The 13606-nt window shown below is 60.7% G+C and carries 16 protein-coding genes; 8 read left to right on the forward strand and 8 right to left on the reverse strand.

The window, feature by feature from the left end:
- Positions 1-4 precede the first annotated feature (4 nt).
- Positions 5-1219 carry an acetate/propionate family kinase gene (locus ABIE49_RS31850; RefSeq protein WP_192735017.1) on the forward strand — a complete coding sequence of 405 codons (1215 nt, stop codon included), beginning with the start codon at positions 5-7 and terminating at the stop codon, positions 1217-1219.
- A complete protein-coding gene (gene fabI, locus ABIE49_RS31855; protein ID WP_192735016.1) occupies positions 1216-2004 on the forward strand; it encodes an enoyl-ACP reductase FabI in 789 nt (262 codons plus the stop codon). Before ABIE49_RS31850 ends, fabI begins: the two co-directional genes overlap by 4 nt.
- Before the next feature lie 22 nt (positions 2005-2026).
- On the opposite strand, the gene ABIE49_RS31860 is transcribed toward fabI, so the two are convergent.
- The 5 genes from ABIE49_RS31860 to ABIE49_RS31880 form a co-directional block, all read right to left on the reverse strand.
- Positions 2027-2485 carry a MaoC family dehydratase gene (locus tag ABIE49_RS31860; RefSeq protein WP_192735015.1) on the reverse strand — a complete coding sequence of 153 codons (459 nt, stop codon included), beginning with the start codon at positions 2483-2485 and terminating at the stop codon, positions 2027-2029.
- A gap of 12 nt (positions 2486-2497) precedes the next feature.
- Positions 2498-3148, reverse strand: coding sequence for a 3-oxoacid CoA-transferase subunit B (locus ABIE49_RS31865; RefSeq protein ID WP_192735014.1), 651 nt, complete (start codon positions 3146-3148; stop codon positions 2498-2500).
- Between the two features lie 3 nt (positions 3149-3151).
- Positions 3152-3799: a CoA transferase subunit A gene (locus tag ABIE49_RS31870; RefSeq protein WP_192735013.1), complete on the reverse strand. Its 648-nt coding sequence runs from the start codon at positions 3797-3799 to the stop codon at positions 3152-3154.
- A 100-nt stretch (positions 3800-3899) separates the two neighbouring features.
- Positions 3900-4502 carry a hypothetical protein gene (locus tag ABIE49_RS31875; protein WP_192735012.1) on the reverse strand — a complete coding sequence of 201 codons (603 nt, stop codon included), beginning with the start codon at positions 4500-4502 and terminating at the stop codon, positions 3900-3902.
- Complete coding sequence (locus tag ABIE49_RS31880) at positions 4499-5425, reverse strand: alpha/beta fold hydrolase (protein ID WP_192735011.1); 927 nt, start codon at positions 5423-5425, stop codon at positions 4499-4501. Before ABIE49_RS31880 ends, ABIE49_RS31875 begins: the two co-directional genes overlap by 4 nt.
- A 129-nt stretch (positions 5426-5554) precedes the next feature.
- On the opposite strand from ABIE49_RS31880, the gene ABIE49_RS31885 reads away from it, so the two are divergent.
- From ABIE49_RS31885 to ABIE49_RS31900, 4 genes are read left to right on the forward strand one after another with little or no spacing between them, the layout of a single operon-like run.
- Entirely contained in the window at positions 5555-8062 is a 2508-nt protein-coding gene (locus ABIE49_RS31885) for an alpha/beta hydrolase (protein WP_192735010.1), read from the forward strand.
- A gap of 7 nt (positions 8063-8069) precedes the next feature.
- Positions 8070-8939 carry an alpha/beta fold hydrolase gene (locus ABIE49_RS31890; RefSeq protein ID WP_192735009.1) on the forward strand — a complete coding sequence of 290 codons (870 nt, stop codon included), beginning with the start codon at positions 8070-8072 and terminating at the stop codon, positions 8937-8939.
- Positions 8940-8965: 26 nt separating this feature from the next.
- Complete coding sequence (locus tag ABIE49_RS31895) at positions 8966-9310, forward strand: phasin family protein (protein ID WP_192735008.1); 345 nt, start codon at positions 8966-8968, stop codon at positions 9308-9310.
- Between the two features lie 58 nt (positions 9311-9368).
- On the forward strand, positions 9369-9848 hold the full coding sequence (locus ABIE49_RS31900; RefSeq protein WP_192735007.1) for a potassium channel family protein: 480 nt from the start codon (positions 9369-9371) through the stop codon (positions 9846-9848).
- Here the strand turns inward: ABIE49_RS31900 and ABIE49_RS31905 are convergent.
- A complete protein-coding gene (locus ABIE49_RS31905; RefSeq protein WP_192735006.1) occupies positions 9805-10488 on the reverse strand; it encodes a helix-turn-helix domain-containing protein in 684 nt (227 codons plus the stop codon). The two genes, ABIE49_RS31900 and ABIE49_RS31905, sit on opposite strands and share 44 nt — an antisense overlap.
- 315 nt (positions 10489-10803) lie before the next feature.
- On the opposite strand from ABIE49_RS31905, the gene ABIE49_RS31910 reads away from it, so the two are divergent.
- Positions 10804-11439 (forward strand): response regulator transcription factor, encoded by a 636-nt coding sequence (locus tag ABIE49_RS31910; protein ID WP_192735235.1) that lies wholly within the window; start codon positions 10804-10806, stop codon positions 11437-11439.
- Between the two features lie 183 nt (positions 11440-11622).
- Positions 11623-11994 carry a response regulator transcription factor gene (locus ABIE49_RS31915; protein WP_192735005.1) on the forward strand — a complete coding sequence of 124 codons (372 nt, stop codon included), beginning with the start codon at positions 11623-11625 and terminating at the stop codon, positions 11992-11994.
- Positions 11995-12005: 11 nt separating this feature from the next.
- On the opposite strand, the gene ABIE49_RS31920 is transcribed toward ABIE49_RS31915, so the two are convergent.
- Positions 12006-12623, reverse strand: a complete 618-nt coding sequence (locus ABIE49_RS31920; protein ID WP_192735004.1) for an invasion associated locus B family protein — start codon at positions 12621-12623, stop codon at positions 12006-12008.
- A gap of 28 nt (positions 12624-12651) precedes the next feature.
- Positions 12652-13542 carry an alpha/beta hydrolase family protein gene (locus ABIE49_RS31925; RefSeq protein ID WP_192735234.1) on the reverse strand — a complete coding sequence of 297 codons (891 nt, stop codon included), beginning with the start codon at positions 13540-13542 and terminating at the stop codon, positions 12652-12654.
- Positions 13543-13606 lie beyond the last annotated feature (64 nt).

Raw genomic sequence — 13606 nt, forward strand, 5'->3', positions numbered from 1 at the left:
CGCCATGGACACGATCCTCGTTGTCAATGCAGGCTCCTCGAGCGTCAAGTTCCAGATATTCTCGGTCGAGGGAGACGGAAGACTACAGCGGCAGATCAAGGGCCAGGTGGATGGCATTGGCAGCCGTCCGCGGCTTCGAGCGAGCGGAGCGAACGGCGATTCGCTGGCCGACCGTGCTTACCCGATCGAGAGCATGCCGGACGTTCCAGCCGCGCTGGCTACCGCGGGTGACTGGTTGCGGCATGAGCTTCGCATCAATCCCATGGCGGTCGGACATCGTGTCGTTCATGGCGGTCCGGACCATGACCGGCCGGTGCTGATCGACCATGGTGTCGTATCTCGGCTGGAGCGGTTCATTGCCCTGGCCCCGCTTCATCAGCCGCACAATTTGGCGCCGATCCGCTCGCTTCTCACCAATTTTCCAGCGCTTCCGCAGGTGGCCTGTTTCGACACCGCGTTTCACCGTACCCATGACGCGGTCGCCGACCACTATGCGATCCCTCATCAGTTGTACGCGGAGGGCGTGCGACGTTATGGATTTCACGGTCTCTCCTACGAATACATCGCGAAAGCGCTGCCGCAAATCGCGCCTGATATCGCCAAGGGCCGGGTGATCGTCGCGCATCTTGGAAGCGGCGCTTCGATGTGCGCGCTGAAGCAAGGACGCAGTGCCGAGAGCACCATGGGTTTCACGGCCCTCGATGGGCTTCCCATGGGAACGCGCCCGGGACAGATCGATCCCGGCGTCGTGCTCTATCTCATCAGCGAAAAGGGAATGTCGGCATCCAACGTGCAGGATTTTCTGTATCGCGATTGCGGCTTGAAGGGCCTTTCCGGCATCAGCAACGATATGCGCGAGCTGGAGGGAAATGCAGATCCACGTGCAAAGCTGGCCGTCGACTATTTCGTATACCGGATCGGTCTCAATGCCGGCATGCTTGCCGCCGCATTGCAGGGCGTGGACGCTTTCGTCTTCACCGCCGGTATCGGGGAAAATTCGGCTCGAATTCGGGCCTGTATCGTCAACCAGCTTGGATGGCTCGGCGTCGTGCTCGATCCGGCCGAGAACTCCCGCCACGCGCGGCTGATCTCGCGGTCTGACAGCCGGATTCCGGTCTATGTCGTGCCAACCGATGAGGAGTTGATGATCGCGCAGCACACCTTGTCGCTGCTGTTGAACAGGCCGTCGCCTAACCCCAGACATGAGAGGGTGTCATGATCCCCGTATTTCCGGATTCCAAGGTTGCCCTGAAGGGCAAGAAAGGCCTGATCGTCGGCATCGCCAACGACCAGTCGATCGCCTGGGGATGCGCGAAGGCATTTCGCGCGCTCGGAGCGGAGCTCGCCGTCACCTATTTGAACGATCGCGCGAAGAAGCACGTCGAGCCGCTTGCACAGGCATTGGAGGCGCCGATCTTCATGCCCATGGACGTCATGGTCGAAGGCCAGACGGAGCAGGTGTTCGAACGGATCGGGAAGGAATGGGGGCGGCTCGATTTCCTGCTGCACTCGATCGCCTTCTCACCCAAGGAGGCACTTCACGGACGCGTCGTGGATGTCAACCGCGACGGCTTCCTCAAGACCATGGACGTCTCATGCTGGTCGTTCCTGCGAATGGCCCATCTGGCCGAACCTTTGATGAAGAATGGCGGAACCATGTTCACCATGACTTACTATGGCAGCCAGATGGTGGTCGAGAACTACAACGTGATGGGCGTGGCGAAGGCCGCGCTTGAAGCTGCCGTCCGCTACGCGGCTGCGGAACTGGGCCCGAAAGGCATCCGCGTTCACGCGATCTCGCCGGGGCCGCTCGCCACGCGCGCCGCGTCGGGGATTCCCGAATTCGACGAACTGATGGACAAGGCGCAATCCAAGGCGCCGGCGCGCAGTCTCGTCAGCATCGACGATGTCGGCAACGCCACCGCATTTCTGGCGCTCGACGGCGCCAAGCTGATCACGGGCGGCGTCCTTTATATCGACGGCGGCTACAACATCATCGATTGAGCGCGATCGTACCGGCGCACTATCAGCGATAGTGCAGAGCAATCAACTCGGCGACGCAAGCTGGGCGCTTGCCGCCTTCGATCTCGATCACGAGGTGATAGTTCACGCGCAGCCCGTCCGGCGGCACGTCCTCCGCTTCGGCGACCGTGACACGACCACGCAACCTCGAGCCCGCCGGGACCGGTGACAGATACCGTATCCTGTCCGCACCGTAGTTCAGCGTATTGCGCAAGCCCTTCAGGCCAATGACCGACCGAATGAAGAGCGGCGCGAGCGCGAGCGACAACAGCCCGTGGGCGATGGTGGTGCCGCCAGGCAATTCCTTCTTCGCACGCTCCTGGTCGACATGGATCCACTGCTCGTCACAGGTCGCTTCCGCAAACTGGTTGATTCGCTCTTGCGTGACCTCGATCCAGTCGCTGGCGCCGATCTCGGTGCCGATGGCGGATTTGATCTCGCTGAAGTCGCTGAATATCCGCATGCTCCGGCCTCGTCAGATCTGCATTTCCGGAACGGCGTTGGGAATGACGAGATCGGCCTCGGTGACGGCCACGACCTCGCCGACGCTGACACCTGGCGCGGTTTCCACCAGGGTTGCCTTGCCGTCCGCGAAGGCGATCACCGCCATGTCGGTCACGACCAGGTGGACCGGTCTTGCCGAGGTCAACGGCAGGGTGCATTTGGCGACGATCTTCGATTTTCCCTTCGCGGCGTGCTGCATGGCGACGATGACCCGCTTGGCGCCGCTGACGAGATCCATTGCGCCGCCCATTCCCGGGACCATCTTCCCGGGGATCATCCAGTTGGCGAGAAGTCCGTGCGCGTCGACCTGCAGGCCGCCAAGCACCGTCACATCGACGTGGCCGCCGCGGATCAATCCAAAGGACATCGCGCTGTCAAAAGTGCTGGCGCCCGGCAGCGCGCTGATCGGTCGGCCGCCGGCATCGGTCAGAAGCGGATGAGCCAACCCTTGCTCCGGTATCGGACCGGTGCCGATCAATCCGTTCTCCGACTGGAAGAAAACCTTGAGCCCTGGCGGAACATAGTTGGCGACCAGCGTCGGAATACCGATACCCAGGTTCACAAGGTCGCCGCTACGGAGCTCCTGTGCGACGCGCCGGGCGATGATTGCTTGTGCATCCATGGTTCACCCGTTCGTAATGAGGTAGTCGACGAGCGGCGCCGGGGTCACGACGTGGTCGGGTGCAATGACGCCGACGGGCACGATGTGTTCCGCCGTCACGATCACGGTGTCGGCGGCCATCGCCATGATGGGATTGAAATTGCGTGCGGTCAGCGCGTAGGTGAGGTTGCCGAGATAATCCGCCAGGAAAGCATGAACCAGGGCGAACTTTGCGCGTAGCGCGGTTTCGAGCAGAAACGTCGTTCCGGCGACCTCGATCTGGCGTTTGCCTTCGGCAACCAGCGTGCCGACGCCGGTCGGCGTGAGCACGCCTCCGAGGCCGCAACCACCGGCACGAATGCGCTCGACAAAGGTCCCCTGGGGTACGAGGTCGATGGCGACCTGCTTGGCCAGCATCTGCTGCTGCGCCTTCGGATTGAGACCGATATGGGTTGCGGTGAGGCGCGATACGAGCGTCGCATCGAACAGTTTGCCAACGCCTTTCCCGGGGACGGCCGCGTCGTTGCTGATCACTTCAAGGTCGGTCTTGTTCTGCCTGACGACTTCGTCGAGCAGGCGTTCCGGCGTTCCGACACCCATGAATCCGCCAACCATGATGCTTGCGCCGGGCGGGATCATCGCAACGGCTTCTTCAACGGAAACGGCCCTCATGATGAAACTCCAGTCAGCAAGCGATCCATGAAAGGGCGGATGCAACGGTGATGTTGATGACGGCCGCCAGCGCTCCTTTGATCTGCATCAAGGCTTTCTGCTATTCCGCGCGGTGGATGGTAATACCGACGCTTTCGAGCGCTTCCGCCCATAGCTTGCCAATTTCCGCATGACGCCGCTCAAGGGCTGCGCTCACGGTGTCGCGAAACGGTGCGAGTTCAGCGCCCTTCAGGAAGACGATCTGCGCCTGCAGCAGGCGGCTGCTTTCGAATTCGATGCGGCGCAGCGCCATCACGAAGGGATCGTTGGCGTTGGCTTCCACCGGAAGCAGCGCGGCCGGTCGAATGCCGGCATGCACGGCATGTGCGAGCGTAGCAAGGCCGGTCGCCGCCGCCAAGCTGCGGTCCGCGATCCCGTCCATCGGCGCCGGAAACCATGCCGTCTCCCAGGACGCCGCCATGTAACCCAGGGCGAGATCCGGCACCCACGAGGTCGCGCGCAGCAGCAGCGACATGATTTCGGTCTCGCGATAGAGCTGCGCATTCAATTCGGTTTGCCACGCGGACTCGAGTTTCATCGGCAGGCTAAACGCGAACTGCCTCGCCAATGCGCCGTGAGCGGAGATCAGGAACGTCGCGACCCGCGTCTGCTGACGCGGCGGCACGCGGCCGCCGGGGTCGAGTGGTCCGAAGAACCCGCTCATGATGTCGGCCTCGGCGTAGGGATCGCGCGCAGATGATCGTAACCGGGCGGAAACGGCTCAAGCGCGCCACCTGCTTCCTCGGGGGCGATCCAAACGGCCTTGTTGCCGTGCCAACGGCCGGCAAGGACGTCCTCGGCAAAACGCGCGAGCAGATCTGCCGTAAGCGCCGGCTTCTCCAGGGTGAAGGCGTGATAGGCGCGAGGTATGATCACGAGCGAGCTGTTGGGAATCTGGACGCGCAGGGTTTCGTGCAGGGCGCGCGGCGTCAGAAAGTCGAACTCACCGTTCAGGATCATGGTCGGCACTGCGATTGAAGCGAGCTGCGGCGTCAACGGCTCGAAATCGAGGAACGATTCCATGAGATTCTGCAGGGCGTAGACGTCGTTGACCAGCCAGCCCTGGCGCTTGACACTGTCGAGCTTGTCCAGCAACGGCTTCAACCATTGGTCCGACAGATTCATCGGCAGCAGGAGATCCTGAAGATAGCTGGTGCCGCCGAGGATCAGCCCGGTGCGCATGGCGTTGCCGAGCAGAAGGAGTTGCGGCGAGAGCTCTGCAAAGCAGCTCATAGGCACCAGTCCAGAGAGCCGCTTGCCATGCGTAATGGCATAGCGAAGCGCGATCAGGCCGCCGAAGCTGATGCCGCTGAGAAAGACAGGGCCGTCGCCGAGCTCGTCGATCAGGAGAGCAACGGCCGCGACCTGGTCGTCCTGGCTGATGAACAAAGCCGGCTTGTCTGATGTACCCTGGCCCAGGAGATCGAATGTTGCGACGCGAAATCGCCTCGCCACCAGTGCGTCGCGATAGGCCGTCCATAGCTCGGCATATTGCGTGAGCCCGTTCACCAGAACATAGGCGGGGGCGTTGGCGGGGCCGTCGAGCTCGTAGCGGATTCGATACGATCCGTGGCGGAGGAAGGGCATCGCTGCGACCCGGTGCGAGTTTGTGTTCGCAGGGTTACCCGCCGCGGCTCAATTCCCTTGAGTTAAATCAAGGAACGCGCGGCCACCGCACATAGCTTCCTGCCAAAGACCAATCGGGAGGAATTCGCCATGCTCGGGAAACTAGCTTTGCAGCGATGCTTCATAAGCCTGCTGTTGCTTCTGGTCGGTACCTCGCTCGCTGTCGCACAGCCGTTTACGCGGCGCTCGTCGCAAGTGCAGCACGACGGGTTGAAGAAATATTACGAGATCAGCGACTTCAAGCTCGGCGGCAAATACGACCTTGCCAATCCCTCGAAATGGGAAAACGGCGGCGAGGGCGGCGTGACGCTGGAATCGCTCGGCGGCGGCAAGCTACGCACCGCCTACATCGCGGTCGGCACGCCACGACGGAACGCGGCGGGTGAGATCACCAATGCTGTGGTCATCAACTCCTATTATTCCGGCGATTCCACCGACATGTACGAGCAGTGGGTGAAGGGCGCTGCGCTCTCGGGCGGCACCCCGATCATCGGGCCGGGCCGCCCGATCGACACCGATCGCTATTATGTCGTGATGGTCGACCCGCTCGGTACCTGGGGCGCCAGCAAACCGTCCGACGGGCTGGGGATCAAGTTTCCGCAATACACTTATTTCGACATGGTGCAGGCGAATTATCGCATGCTCCGCGATCATCTGAAGGTGGCGAAGGTGGCGCTGGCCGCCGGCGTCTCGATGGGCGGCACCCAGACCTACGTCTGGGGCGTGATGCACCCGCAATATGTCGGCGCCATCATGCCGATCGGCGGCACCACGCAATCGGACGCCGGCGATCCAGTCGGCAACTGGACCTTCCAGCTGATGACGGCTGCGATCGAGTCCGATCCGGTGTGGCAGCAGACCAAGGGTGATTACTACAAGATGCCCAAGGAAAAGCACCCGCTGATGGGTATGGCGTTCGGCTGGTCGGTGCTGGGCTTGACCGGGTATGACCTGGCGTTCCGGTCGACACAGGCGTTCACGTCGGTGCAGCCGGAAATCTTCTACTGGAATCCGCCGAACGACAAGGCGTCTCTCAGTGTGATCAATCGGTCCAAGCTGTATGATGCTGTGGATCTGGTATGGCGCAACCGCGTCGGCGAGCTTCACAACATCAATGACGATCTTGGCCGCATAGAGTCGCGCACCCTGGTGGTGCACATCAAGAACGACCTCTGGCTCAACTTCACCCTTGCGGAGAAGGCCGTCGAACGCATTCCCGGCGCCGACTTGATTGCCGAAGAAAGCCCGGTCGCCCATTACGGCGTGTTCTCGATCCTGAATACCCGCAAGCACGATCCGAAATTCGTTTCGTTCATGGACGACGTTGCGAGCCTCGACAGGGCGCAGCAGTTCGTCGACAAGAATTATCGGGTGCCGGGCGTGGCCGCCGACATCGATCCGAAGAAGTCCTTCTGGAAAGATTACGTGACCTATCCCTATCCGGTGAAGTATGCCAACGCCAAGGACGTCAAGGGCACGACCTGGCAGATCGGCTATATGGACGAGTATGCCGGCACCGACAAGGATCCGAAGGTGCTCGTCATCATCCACGGCAAGGGCGCGTTCGCCGGCCATTACGGCAACGTCATTCAGTATGCGCTGCGCAGCGGCCTGCGCGTGATTGCACTCGACCTGCCGCATTACGGCATGTCCGGTCCGGGTAATCTCGACAAGAGCCCGGCGCGAACCATGCAGGACATGCGAGAGGTAGTTAATGACCTCGTGGTCAACCAACTCAAAGTCAGGCAGGCGACCTATCTCGGTCATTCGCTGGGTGGCCAACTCGTCCTGGGCTATGCGTTGACTTATCCGGACGCAGTGAAAAGCCTGATCCTCGAAGCCCCCGCCGGCCTCGAGGAGTATCCGCGCGAGGTGACGGTCGGTCCGGGCAAGAAGGCGAAGCTGTTCGACGCCTCCTTTGCGCGCGATTTCGATAAGTGGAAGGAAGTCTGGGGACCGACGGGAATCCTGTCGGGCGAAATCGCCCGTACGGACCAGAACATCCGCGACTTCTACTACTTCAAGAAGCGCGATCCGGCCACCGGCGTGGTCGGCCGCAGCAAGAGCGGCTACTTCATGAACGACAGCCAGTATGCGCGGCTGCACACCGAGCAGCGTGCCGGCATGATCAAGGGCAATCCGAAGGAGTTGGAGCAATGGTCCAACGTCTTCATCTTCGACATCTATACCATGGTGGCGGAGCTGCAGCAGGATGACCCGAAGAACCTCTATCGGCGGCTGACAGATATCAAGCAGCCGATCTTCCTGGCCTTCGGCGACAAGGAACCCTTCATTCCCGGCACCGTCTTTAACGGGCTGAAGGATCTCGGCCGCGATATCATCTCGCCGTTCATGACGCGGATGACGGGCGCCAACAACCGGCCGATTCTGAAAATCTATCCGGACACCGGGCATTTCATCCACACCGACAATCCGGTGGAGTTTTCGGCCGACGTCTCCGACTTCGTATCTACGGGCAACCTCGACACCAGCTCGCCGCTCGAGATCGATCGTGTGATCAACGGCGTAGTCGCTTCGGCGATGCCGGTGGCGCCGACGCCGGACGGGCCGAACCCGACGGCCGGCCTGAACAAATAGAGCTGTCATGGCACGGGTGCAAACGGGCGAGGTCCAGCTGGGCTGGCGAGAATGGGGAGAAGGCGATGTTACCGTCGTCTTCATCCACGGCAATCTCGCCAGCAAGGACTGGATCGAGCTGGCCGCGCCGCTGTTTCCCAGCGGCCTGCGCGTGATCGGGATCGACTGGCGTGGCTGCGGTGAAAGCGACCGGCCGCAGCCTGCGGTCGGCTATTCCAATTACTCGATGCAGCAGCATGCGCAGGACATGCTGGCTGCGCTCGATGCGCTCGACATCACGTTCTGTCATTTGGCGACCCATTCGACCGGTGGCATCATCGCCGCGCGGATGCTGCTGATGCAGCCGCAGCGGTTCGGACGGGTGTTTGCCCTCGATCCGGTTACGCCGCTCGGCATGGCGTTCAGTGCCGATCAGATCGATCTCTTCCGTTCGATGATGGCGAGCAGGAAGTTGACCCGGGAAATCATGGCGACCGCAGCGTCCTCGCTGTTCGTGCCGGATAGCCTTGCGCCGAACACCGTCCCGCGATTCCGCATTGGGCTTGAAGAGATCGAGGCGCTGTTCGAACGAATCCTGGAGCAGACCTTTGGCGTCTCCGAAGGCATCTGGATCGGGACTCCGGTCAATCTCACCCGCGAGCGGGAGAGCGGTGAACTGGAGCGCCGAATGCCCGATATCCGACACCCGCATCTTGTGTTGTGGGGCGAGCGGGACGGTTGGATTCCACCAAGCGACCTTCGGACGATGGCGGCGGCGATGCCGGATTGCCGGCTCGTAGTTGTACCCGGCATCGGGCATTCGATGAATCTCGAATTGCCTGCGCTCTACGCCGGCTATTTCGGCGCCTGGTTTGGCGGCTTGCGCAATAAGGTTTAGTCCGATCTCTCACGAGGAGCAGTGTCATGGCCGATATCAATCCTTCCGCTGACAGCGTTCGCGCGATGCTTTCCGAAGCCAACGGCCGCATTCGAAAGGCCATGGTGGAGTATTTTGAATTGCTCGAGAAGGGCTCTTCGCAGCTGCCGGCTTCCGACCAGGTCAAGCAGTTCTGCGGTCAGGTGCAGCGTAATGTGACTGCGACATTCGATCTCGGCGATAAGCTGATTCAAGCCAAGGATGCGCAGGACGCTTTCAAGATCCAATCCGAGTTCTACCAGGACCAGATGCGGGCGCTGACGGAGCAGGCCAGGAGCATGGGTGAATCCGCCATGAAGGCGGCGACCAGCGCATTCACCCCGAAGAGCTGAGATTGGCTGCAATGTAATCAGAGGATGGGTCGCGCCTCTTTCGATCCAAGAGACGGCGATGGCGCTTGAATTGCTGGTAGGCTTCGTCGTCAGCGTGCTCAATATCATGATCCATGCGCTGGTTACCGTCGGCGCGGCCGGCATTGCCCGCGCCGCCGGGCAGCGGCACACAAGCTGGCCGCGAGCGCACTTGATGGCCGTGATGGTCGCGACTGCGGTGGCCCTGATGGTGGCGCACACGCTGGAGATTTTTGTTTGGGCGCTGGCCTATGCGATCGTCGGTGCGGCACCTGCCGGCAGCGATCTGCTCTATTTTTCCTTCGTCAATTATACCACGCTCGGTTATGGTGATATCACGCCCGTGCAGGCGTGGCGGCTTAGCGGGCCGATGACCGCGATGAACGGCATCCTGATGTTCGGCTGGTCAACCGCCGTTCTGTTCGAGGTGCTGCGCAAGACACACGAGCATCTCGCCACAACCGGCGCACCGGGGTTCAGTGCTGCAGGTCGAGATTGGCCAGCTCCTGGCGGTCCATAAGCACGATCTGGCGTTGATTGGTGCCGATGAATCCGATGATGCCGAGCTCATGCAGCCGCGACAGCGCGCGCGAGACCGTTTCGAGCGTCAGGCCGAGATAATCCGCAATGTCGCGGCGCGACATCGGCAGCGGCATGACGCCCGCCGCCGTAAGCCGTCGATCCATCTCGATCAGGAAGGCGGCGACCCGTTCCAGCGAGGTCTTGCGGCCGAGCAGGAGCATGTGGTCCTCGGCATGCTGCAGGTTGCTCGTGGTCATGCTGAGCAGGTTGCGCGAGACCATCGCATCGCTCTCGGCCACGATCTCAAGGCTGCGCCGCTTGATCAGGCGGACCGTGGTGTTCACGATCGCCTCTGCGGTAAACCGGTGCTCGCTTCCGTTCTCGAGTCCGAAGATGTCGCCCACAAGGTGAAACGCGCCGATCTGGCGACGGCCGTCCGAAAGCAGTTTGTAGCTTCGCACCGCACCGGCTTTCACCTGATAGACGTATTCCGCAGGCTCTTTCTCTCCAAATATTTCGGTCCCTTTTTTGTAATTGAATTCGCTTAAATTAACGAGGGGATTTGAATAGCTCTCCATGCCGAGTGCGTCGAGCGTGTTGGGACGGGATGCCGAATCGGCCGTGATACGCACAAACATGGGCCAACTCCTGTAATGAGGGCGCTACGTAGTGCCACGTTTGGGTGAAACAGTTCGTCGCAGAGAATGCGGACATTGCCCTTCGTTTTCGACCGCAGTTCAACTTGGACGAAAGCCGTACCTGAAACTATTGTCCCAATGTTCATTGTACCAAAGGACAACCGGCAGTATGTTGCGAAGTGAGAAGCACACCATCGTAGTGCCAAACCATATGTTTGATAGAGTGCATTTAGACCTTGATTGCGAAATGCTTGGATTGCGAGTTGCTTGGACCTGGCCGGATCGCCGGGTCTGGTTCGGTGGCTAGGAGGGGAAATGCCTGGCCTTGTTCACGTGGTCGATGACGACGCCTCGTTTCGAACGGCGATCGAACGGCGCCTGAGGCATGCGGGCTATCAAGTAGAGACCCACTCATCGGCGCAACATTTGCTGGATTGTCTGCCGGGTAGCATTGAAGTGCCGGGATGTATCCTGCTCGATGTGCAAATGCCGGGGCTGGGCGGTCTCGAGCTGCAAGATCACCTCGTCGAACTCGGATCGATCATGCCGATCGTGTTCGTCACCGGACATTCCGATATCCCGACGACCGTGCGAGCTATCAAGGCGGGGGCCGAGGACTTCCTGACCAAGCCGATACCATCAGAACAAATGATCGCCGCCATCGAGCGCGCCTTGGCACGTTGCAACCTGGCCCGCAGCCGACAGACTGACCTCGATTCCTTTCTCGCACTCGTTGCAACACTGACGCCGCGCGAGCGACAGGTGTTCGATTTGATCGTGCGCGGCAAGCTGAACAAGCAGATTGCCAACAATCTAGGAACGACCGAACGCACCGTGAAGGCGCACCGCCATCAGGTGATGGAAAAGCTGCAAGCGCATTCGCTGGCGGAATTGGTTTCGCGGGCAGTGCGGATGGGGGTGCTGGTTCCCGACACCAACTCCGGCGAATAGGCAGATTGGGATACCGCTGGAGATCCCGTTCCGGCCACCTTGCACATGAGGACAATATGAAGTTTGCCGACGGGTGTCTAACTAAGGATGCCCAGTGGCGCTCGCGCGGCTTACTCATACTTCCGAATACTTGGCGCGGTCGTCGAATGGTTTTGAATTGTATGAACCTGAAGGCCGAGCACTTTGTCGATCCGCAAGTCAATTTTCGTGGTTGATGATGATTCCTCAATGCGCGAGGGCATGAAGCGGTTGCTGAGCAAGCACGGCTTAAACGCAATTCTCTTCGAATCTGGTGCGGAGCTGCTCAGTTACGCGGATTTCGGCGCAGCATTTTGTATTGTCCTGGATATCGACCTGAAGGGAGAATCCGGCATCGCGTTGCGGCGTTACCTCGCCGACAATGGGTGCGTCCTGCCAGTTATTTACATCACCGGAAACGACAGTGAGGCGAACCGCGCAGCGGCAATAGGGTCGGGCTGCATCGCATACCTGATCAAGCCGTTTACCGCATCATCGCTCATCGAGCCCATCCAAAAAGTAAGCGCTGCCGCTTAGGCAAACTTGTCTCATTCATCGATGTCCTGTTCGAACGTCTGCGCCGGCGCACCTTTGTGGATGGACGCGAACTGGCCGAGCGGGAGCGACGTCGAAACCGACAGCAGCCCTGAATCAACGAATTCCAGCCGCAGCATTTGCCCTGAACTCATTTCCTGGACCATCTTCGGGTCTGCCGCGGCGCCTGCGATGCAGGCGTTGGTGAGGCACCAGGTATAGGGCACATCATGGGGCTTGCCCTGGTCGATGGTGAGCGTGGCCGGCTTCGCCAGATACATGCCGACGGGACAAAACACCTGCAGCCGCGCCGTGGTGTCGCCTTCACGCTCGATGATATCGACGCGAACAGCCATTTGACCGGTCGGGAACGTGCCTGATATCGAGGTCCGGCAGATCATTTTTGCGCCGCCGGGCTTGAAGCAGAGCTTCTTCCAGTCACCATAGGTGAGATCTTTGACTTCGCGTTGCCCACGGGGCGCAATTTCGGTCCCCGTCGGCGCGGTCGTCGAGGTCTGTTGTGATACGGCTGACTGGCTGAACGCGGTGCTCGCGACCGCCGCCAGAACAAGCCCTCTAAAACAGGGCTTCGCATAATTGAAGCGCGGTTCGGCGCGATGTGAGCTCGTCATGGCTGCTCCTCCAGGCTATGGCCGTACCCTACCTTTGTTCATTCAGAAATCTCGACACGATCGGGGACCAGATCGGGATGGCGTCGGCAGACCCGATAAAGAAATGTCCATCACCGCCGAACGGCGGTACCAAATGGTATTCGGCCTTGCCGCCAGCGGCGCTAAAGGCCTCGTGCATGCGTTTCGACAGGGCGGGGCCAAAGAAGGTGTCGTTCTCGATATAGATCCACAGCATCGGTACCCGCGATGTGCGGCCGAACTCGCCGGTTGCTTCGACCAGTTTGTCGGGCGCGCAATTGTTGTTCGGCTTGCCGTCGACGCGGCCGCCTCGGCCCGCGGCAAAGGTGATGATTGCCTTGACCTGGGGCGGGTTCAGGCTTGAAAGCGCGATCGAGGCCCATCCGCCGGCGGATTGCCCGACGACGATGACGTCCTTTGGCAGGATGCGTTTCTCGGCGGCCATATAGTCGATGATCCAGAGGTCGACTTGAGCGACCGCAAGGCCGGGAGCGTGGAAGTTGGGATTGCTGCACTTTCCGACTTTCGAGAAGAACGGGCCGTAGAGCCCATGCTCGGGTATGTCGATGGCGGCTGCGCCGTATCCGGTGCCGACGGGGGCCACCACGAGATAGCCGCGTTGGGCAAACCACTTGGCGGCGTCGCGAAATTCCACAAGCGGGAAAAAGCTGCGGCCGGTCGCGGTCATTGAGACACCGTGATTCATGATCGCAAGCGGGAACGGCCCGTCACCGACCGGCCGGACCACATAGGCGAACATCGGAAGCGGCAGCGGCAGCGCCCAGATCTCTTCCTGGATTGGACGAGATGCGGCCTGATCCTCGGCGCGCGACGGCGTGATCAGGGTGCCGAATAGCAGCAATAGCGCGGCGATCAGGGTACGTAAGCTTTGCTGACTCATGGCGCGTCTCCCTCGATGTAGCACCTGAAGCAAATGCTCAACCAACAAAGGTGCCGGCAACCGA

The organism is Bradyrhizobium sp. OAE829, assembly GCF_040546575.1.
Taxonomy (GTDB): domain Bacteria; phylum Pseudomonadota; class Alphaproteobacteria; order Rhizobiales; family Xanthobacteraceae; genus Bradyrhizobium.

What these genes read in the sequence shown, in the direction of transcription:
- ABIE49_RS31850 (WP_192735017.1), top strand. Translation starts at nt 5, where the DNA reads ATGGACACGATCCTCGTTGTCAATGCAGGCTCCTCGAGCGTCAAGTTC.
- fabI (WP_192735016.1), top strand. Translation starts at nt 1,216, where the DNA reads ATGATCCCCGTATTTCCGGATTCCAAGGTTGCCCTGAAGGGCAAGAAA.
- ABIE49_RS31860 (WP_192735015.1), bottom strand. Translation starts at nt 2,485, where the DNA reads ATGCGGATATTCAGCGACTTCAGCGAGATCAAATCCGCCATCGGCACC.
- ABIE49_RS31865 (WP_192735014.1), bottom strand. Translation starts at nt 3,148, where the DNA reads ATGGATGCACAAGCAATCATCGCCCGGCGCGTCGCACAGGAGCTCCGT.
- ABIE49_RS31870 (WP_192735013.1), bottom strand. Translation starts at nt 3,799, where the DNA reads ATGAGGGCCGTTTCCGTTGAAGAAGCCGTTGCGATGATCCCGCCCGGC.
- ABIE49_RS31875 (WP_192735012.1), bottom strand. Translation starts at nt 4,502, where the DNA reads ATGAGCGGGTTCTTCGGACCACTCGACCCCGGCGGCCGCGTGCCGCCG.
- ABIE49_RS31880 (WP_192735011.1), bottom strand. Translation starts at nt 5,425, where the DNA reads ATGCCCTTCCTCCGCCACGGATCGTATCGAATCCGCTACGAGCTCGAC.
- ABIE49_RS31885 (WP_192735010.1), top strand. Translation starts at nt 5,555, where the DNA reads ATGCTCGGGAAACTAGCTTTGCAGCGATGCTTCATAAGCCTGCTGTTG.
- ABIE49_RS31890 (WP_192735009.1), top strand. Translation starts at nt 8,070, where the DNA reads ATGGCACGGGTGCAAACGGGCGAGGTCCAGCTGGGCTGGCGAGAATGG.
- ABIE49_RS31895 (WP_192735008.1), top strand. Translation starts at nt 8,966, where the DNA reads ATGGCCGATATCAATCCTTCCGCTGACAGCGTTCGCGCGATGCTTTCC.
- ABIE49_RS31900 (WP_192735007.1), top strand. Translation starts at nt 9,369, where the DNA reads ATGGCGCTTGAATTGCTGGTAGGCTTCGTCGTCAGCGTGCTCAATATC.
- ABIE49_RS31905 (WP_192735006.1), bottom strand. Translation starts at nt 10,488, where the DNA reads ATGTTTGTGCGTATCACGGCCGATTCGGCATCCCGTCCCAACACGCTC.
- ABIE49_RS31910 (WP_192735235.1), top strand. Translation starts at nt 10,804, where the DNA reads ATGCCTGGCCTTGTTCACGTGGTCGATGACGACGCCTCGTTTCGAACG.
- ABIE49_RS31920 (WP_192735004.1), bottom strand. Translation starts at nt 12,623, where the DNA reads ATGACGAGCTCACATCGCGCCGAACCGCGCTTCAATTATGCGAAGCCC.
- ABIE49_RS31925 (WP_192735234.1), bottom strand. Translation starts at nt 13,542, where the DNA reads ATGAGTCAGCAAAGCTTACGTACCCTGATCGCCGCGCTATTGCTGCTA.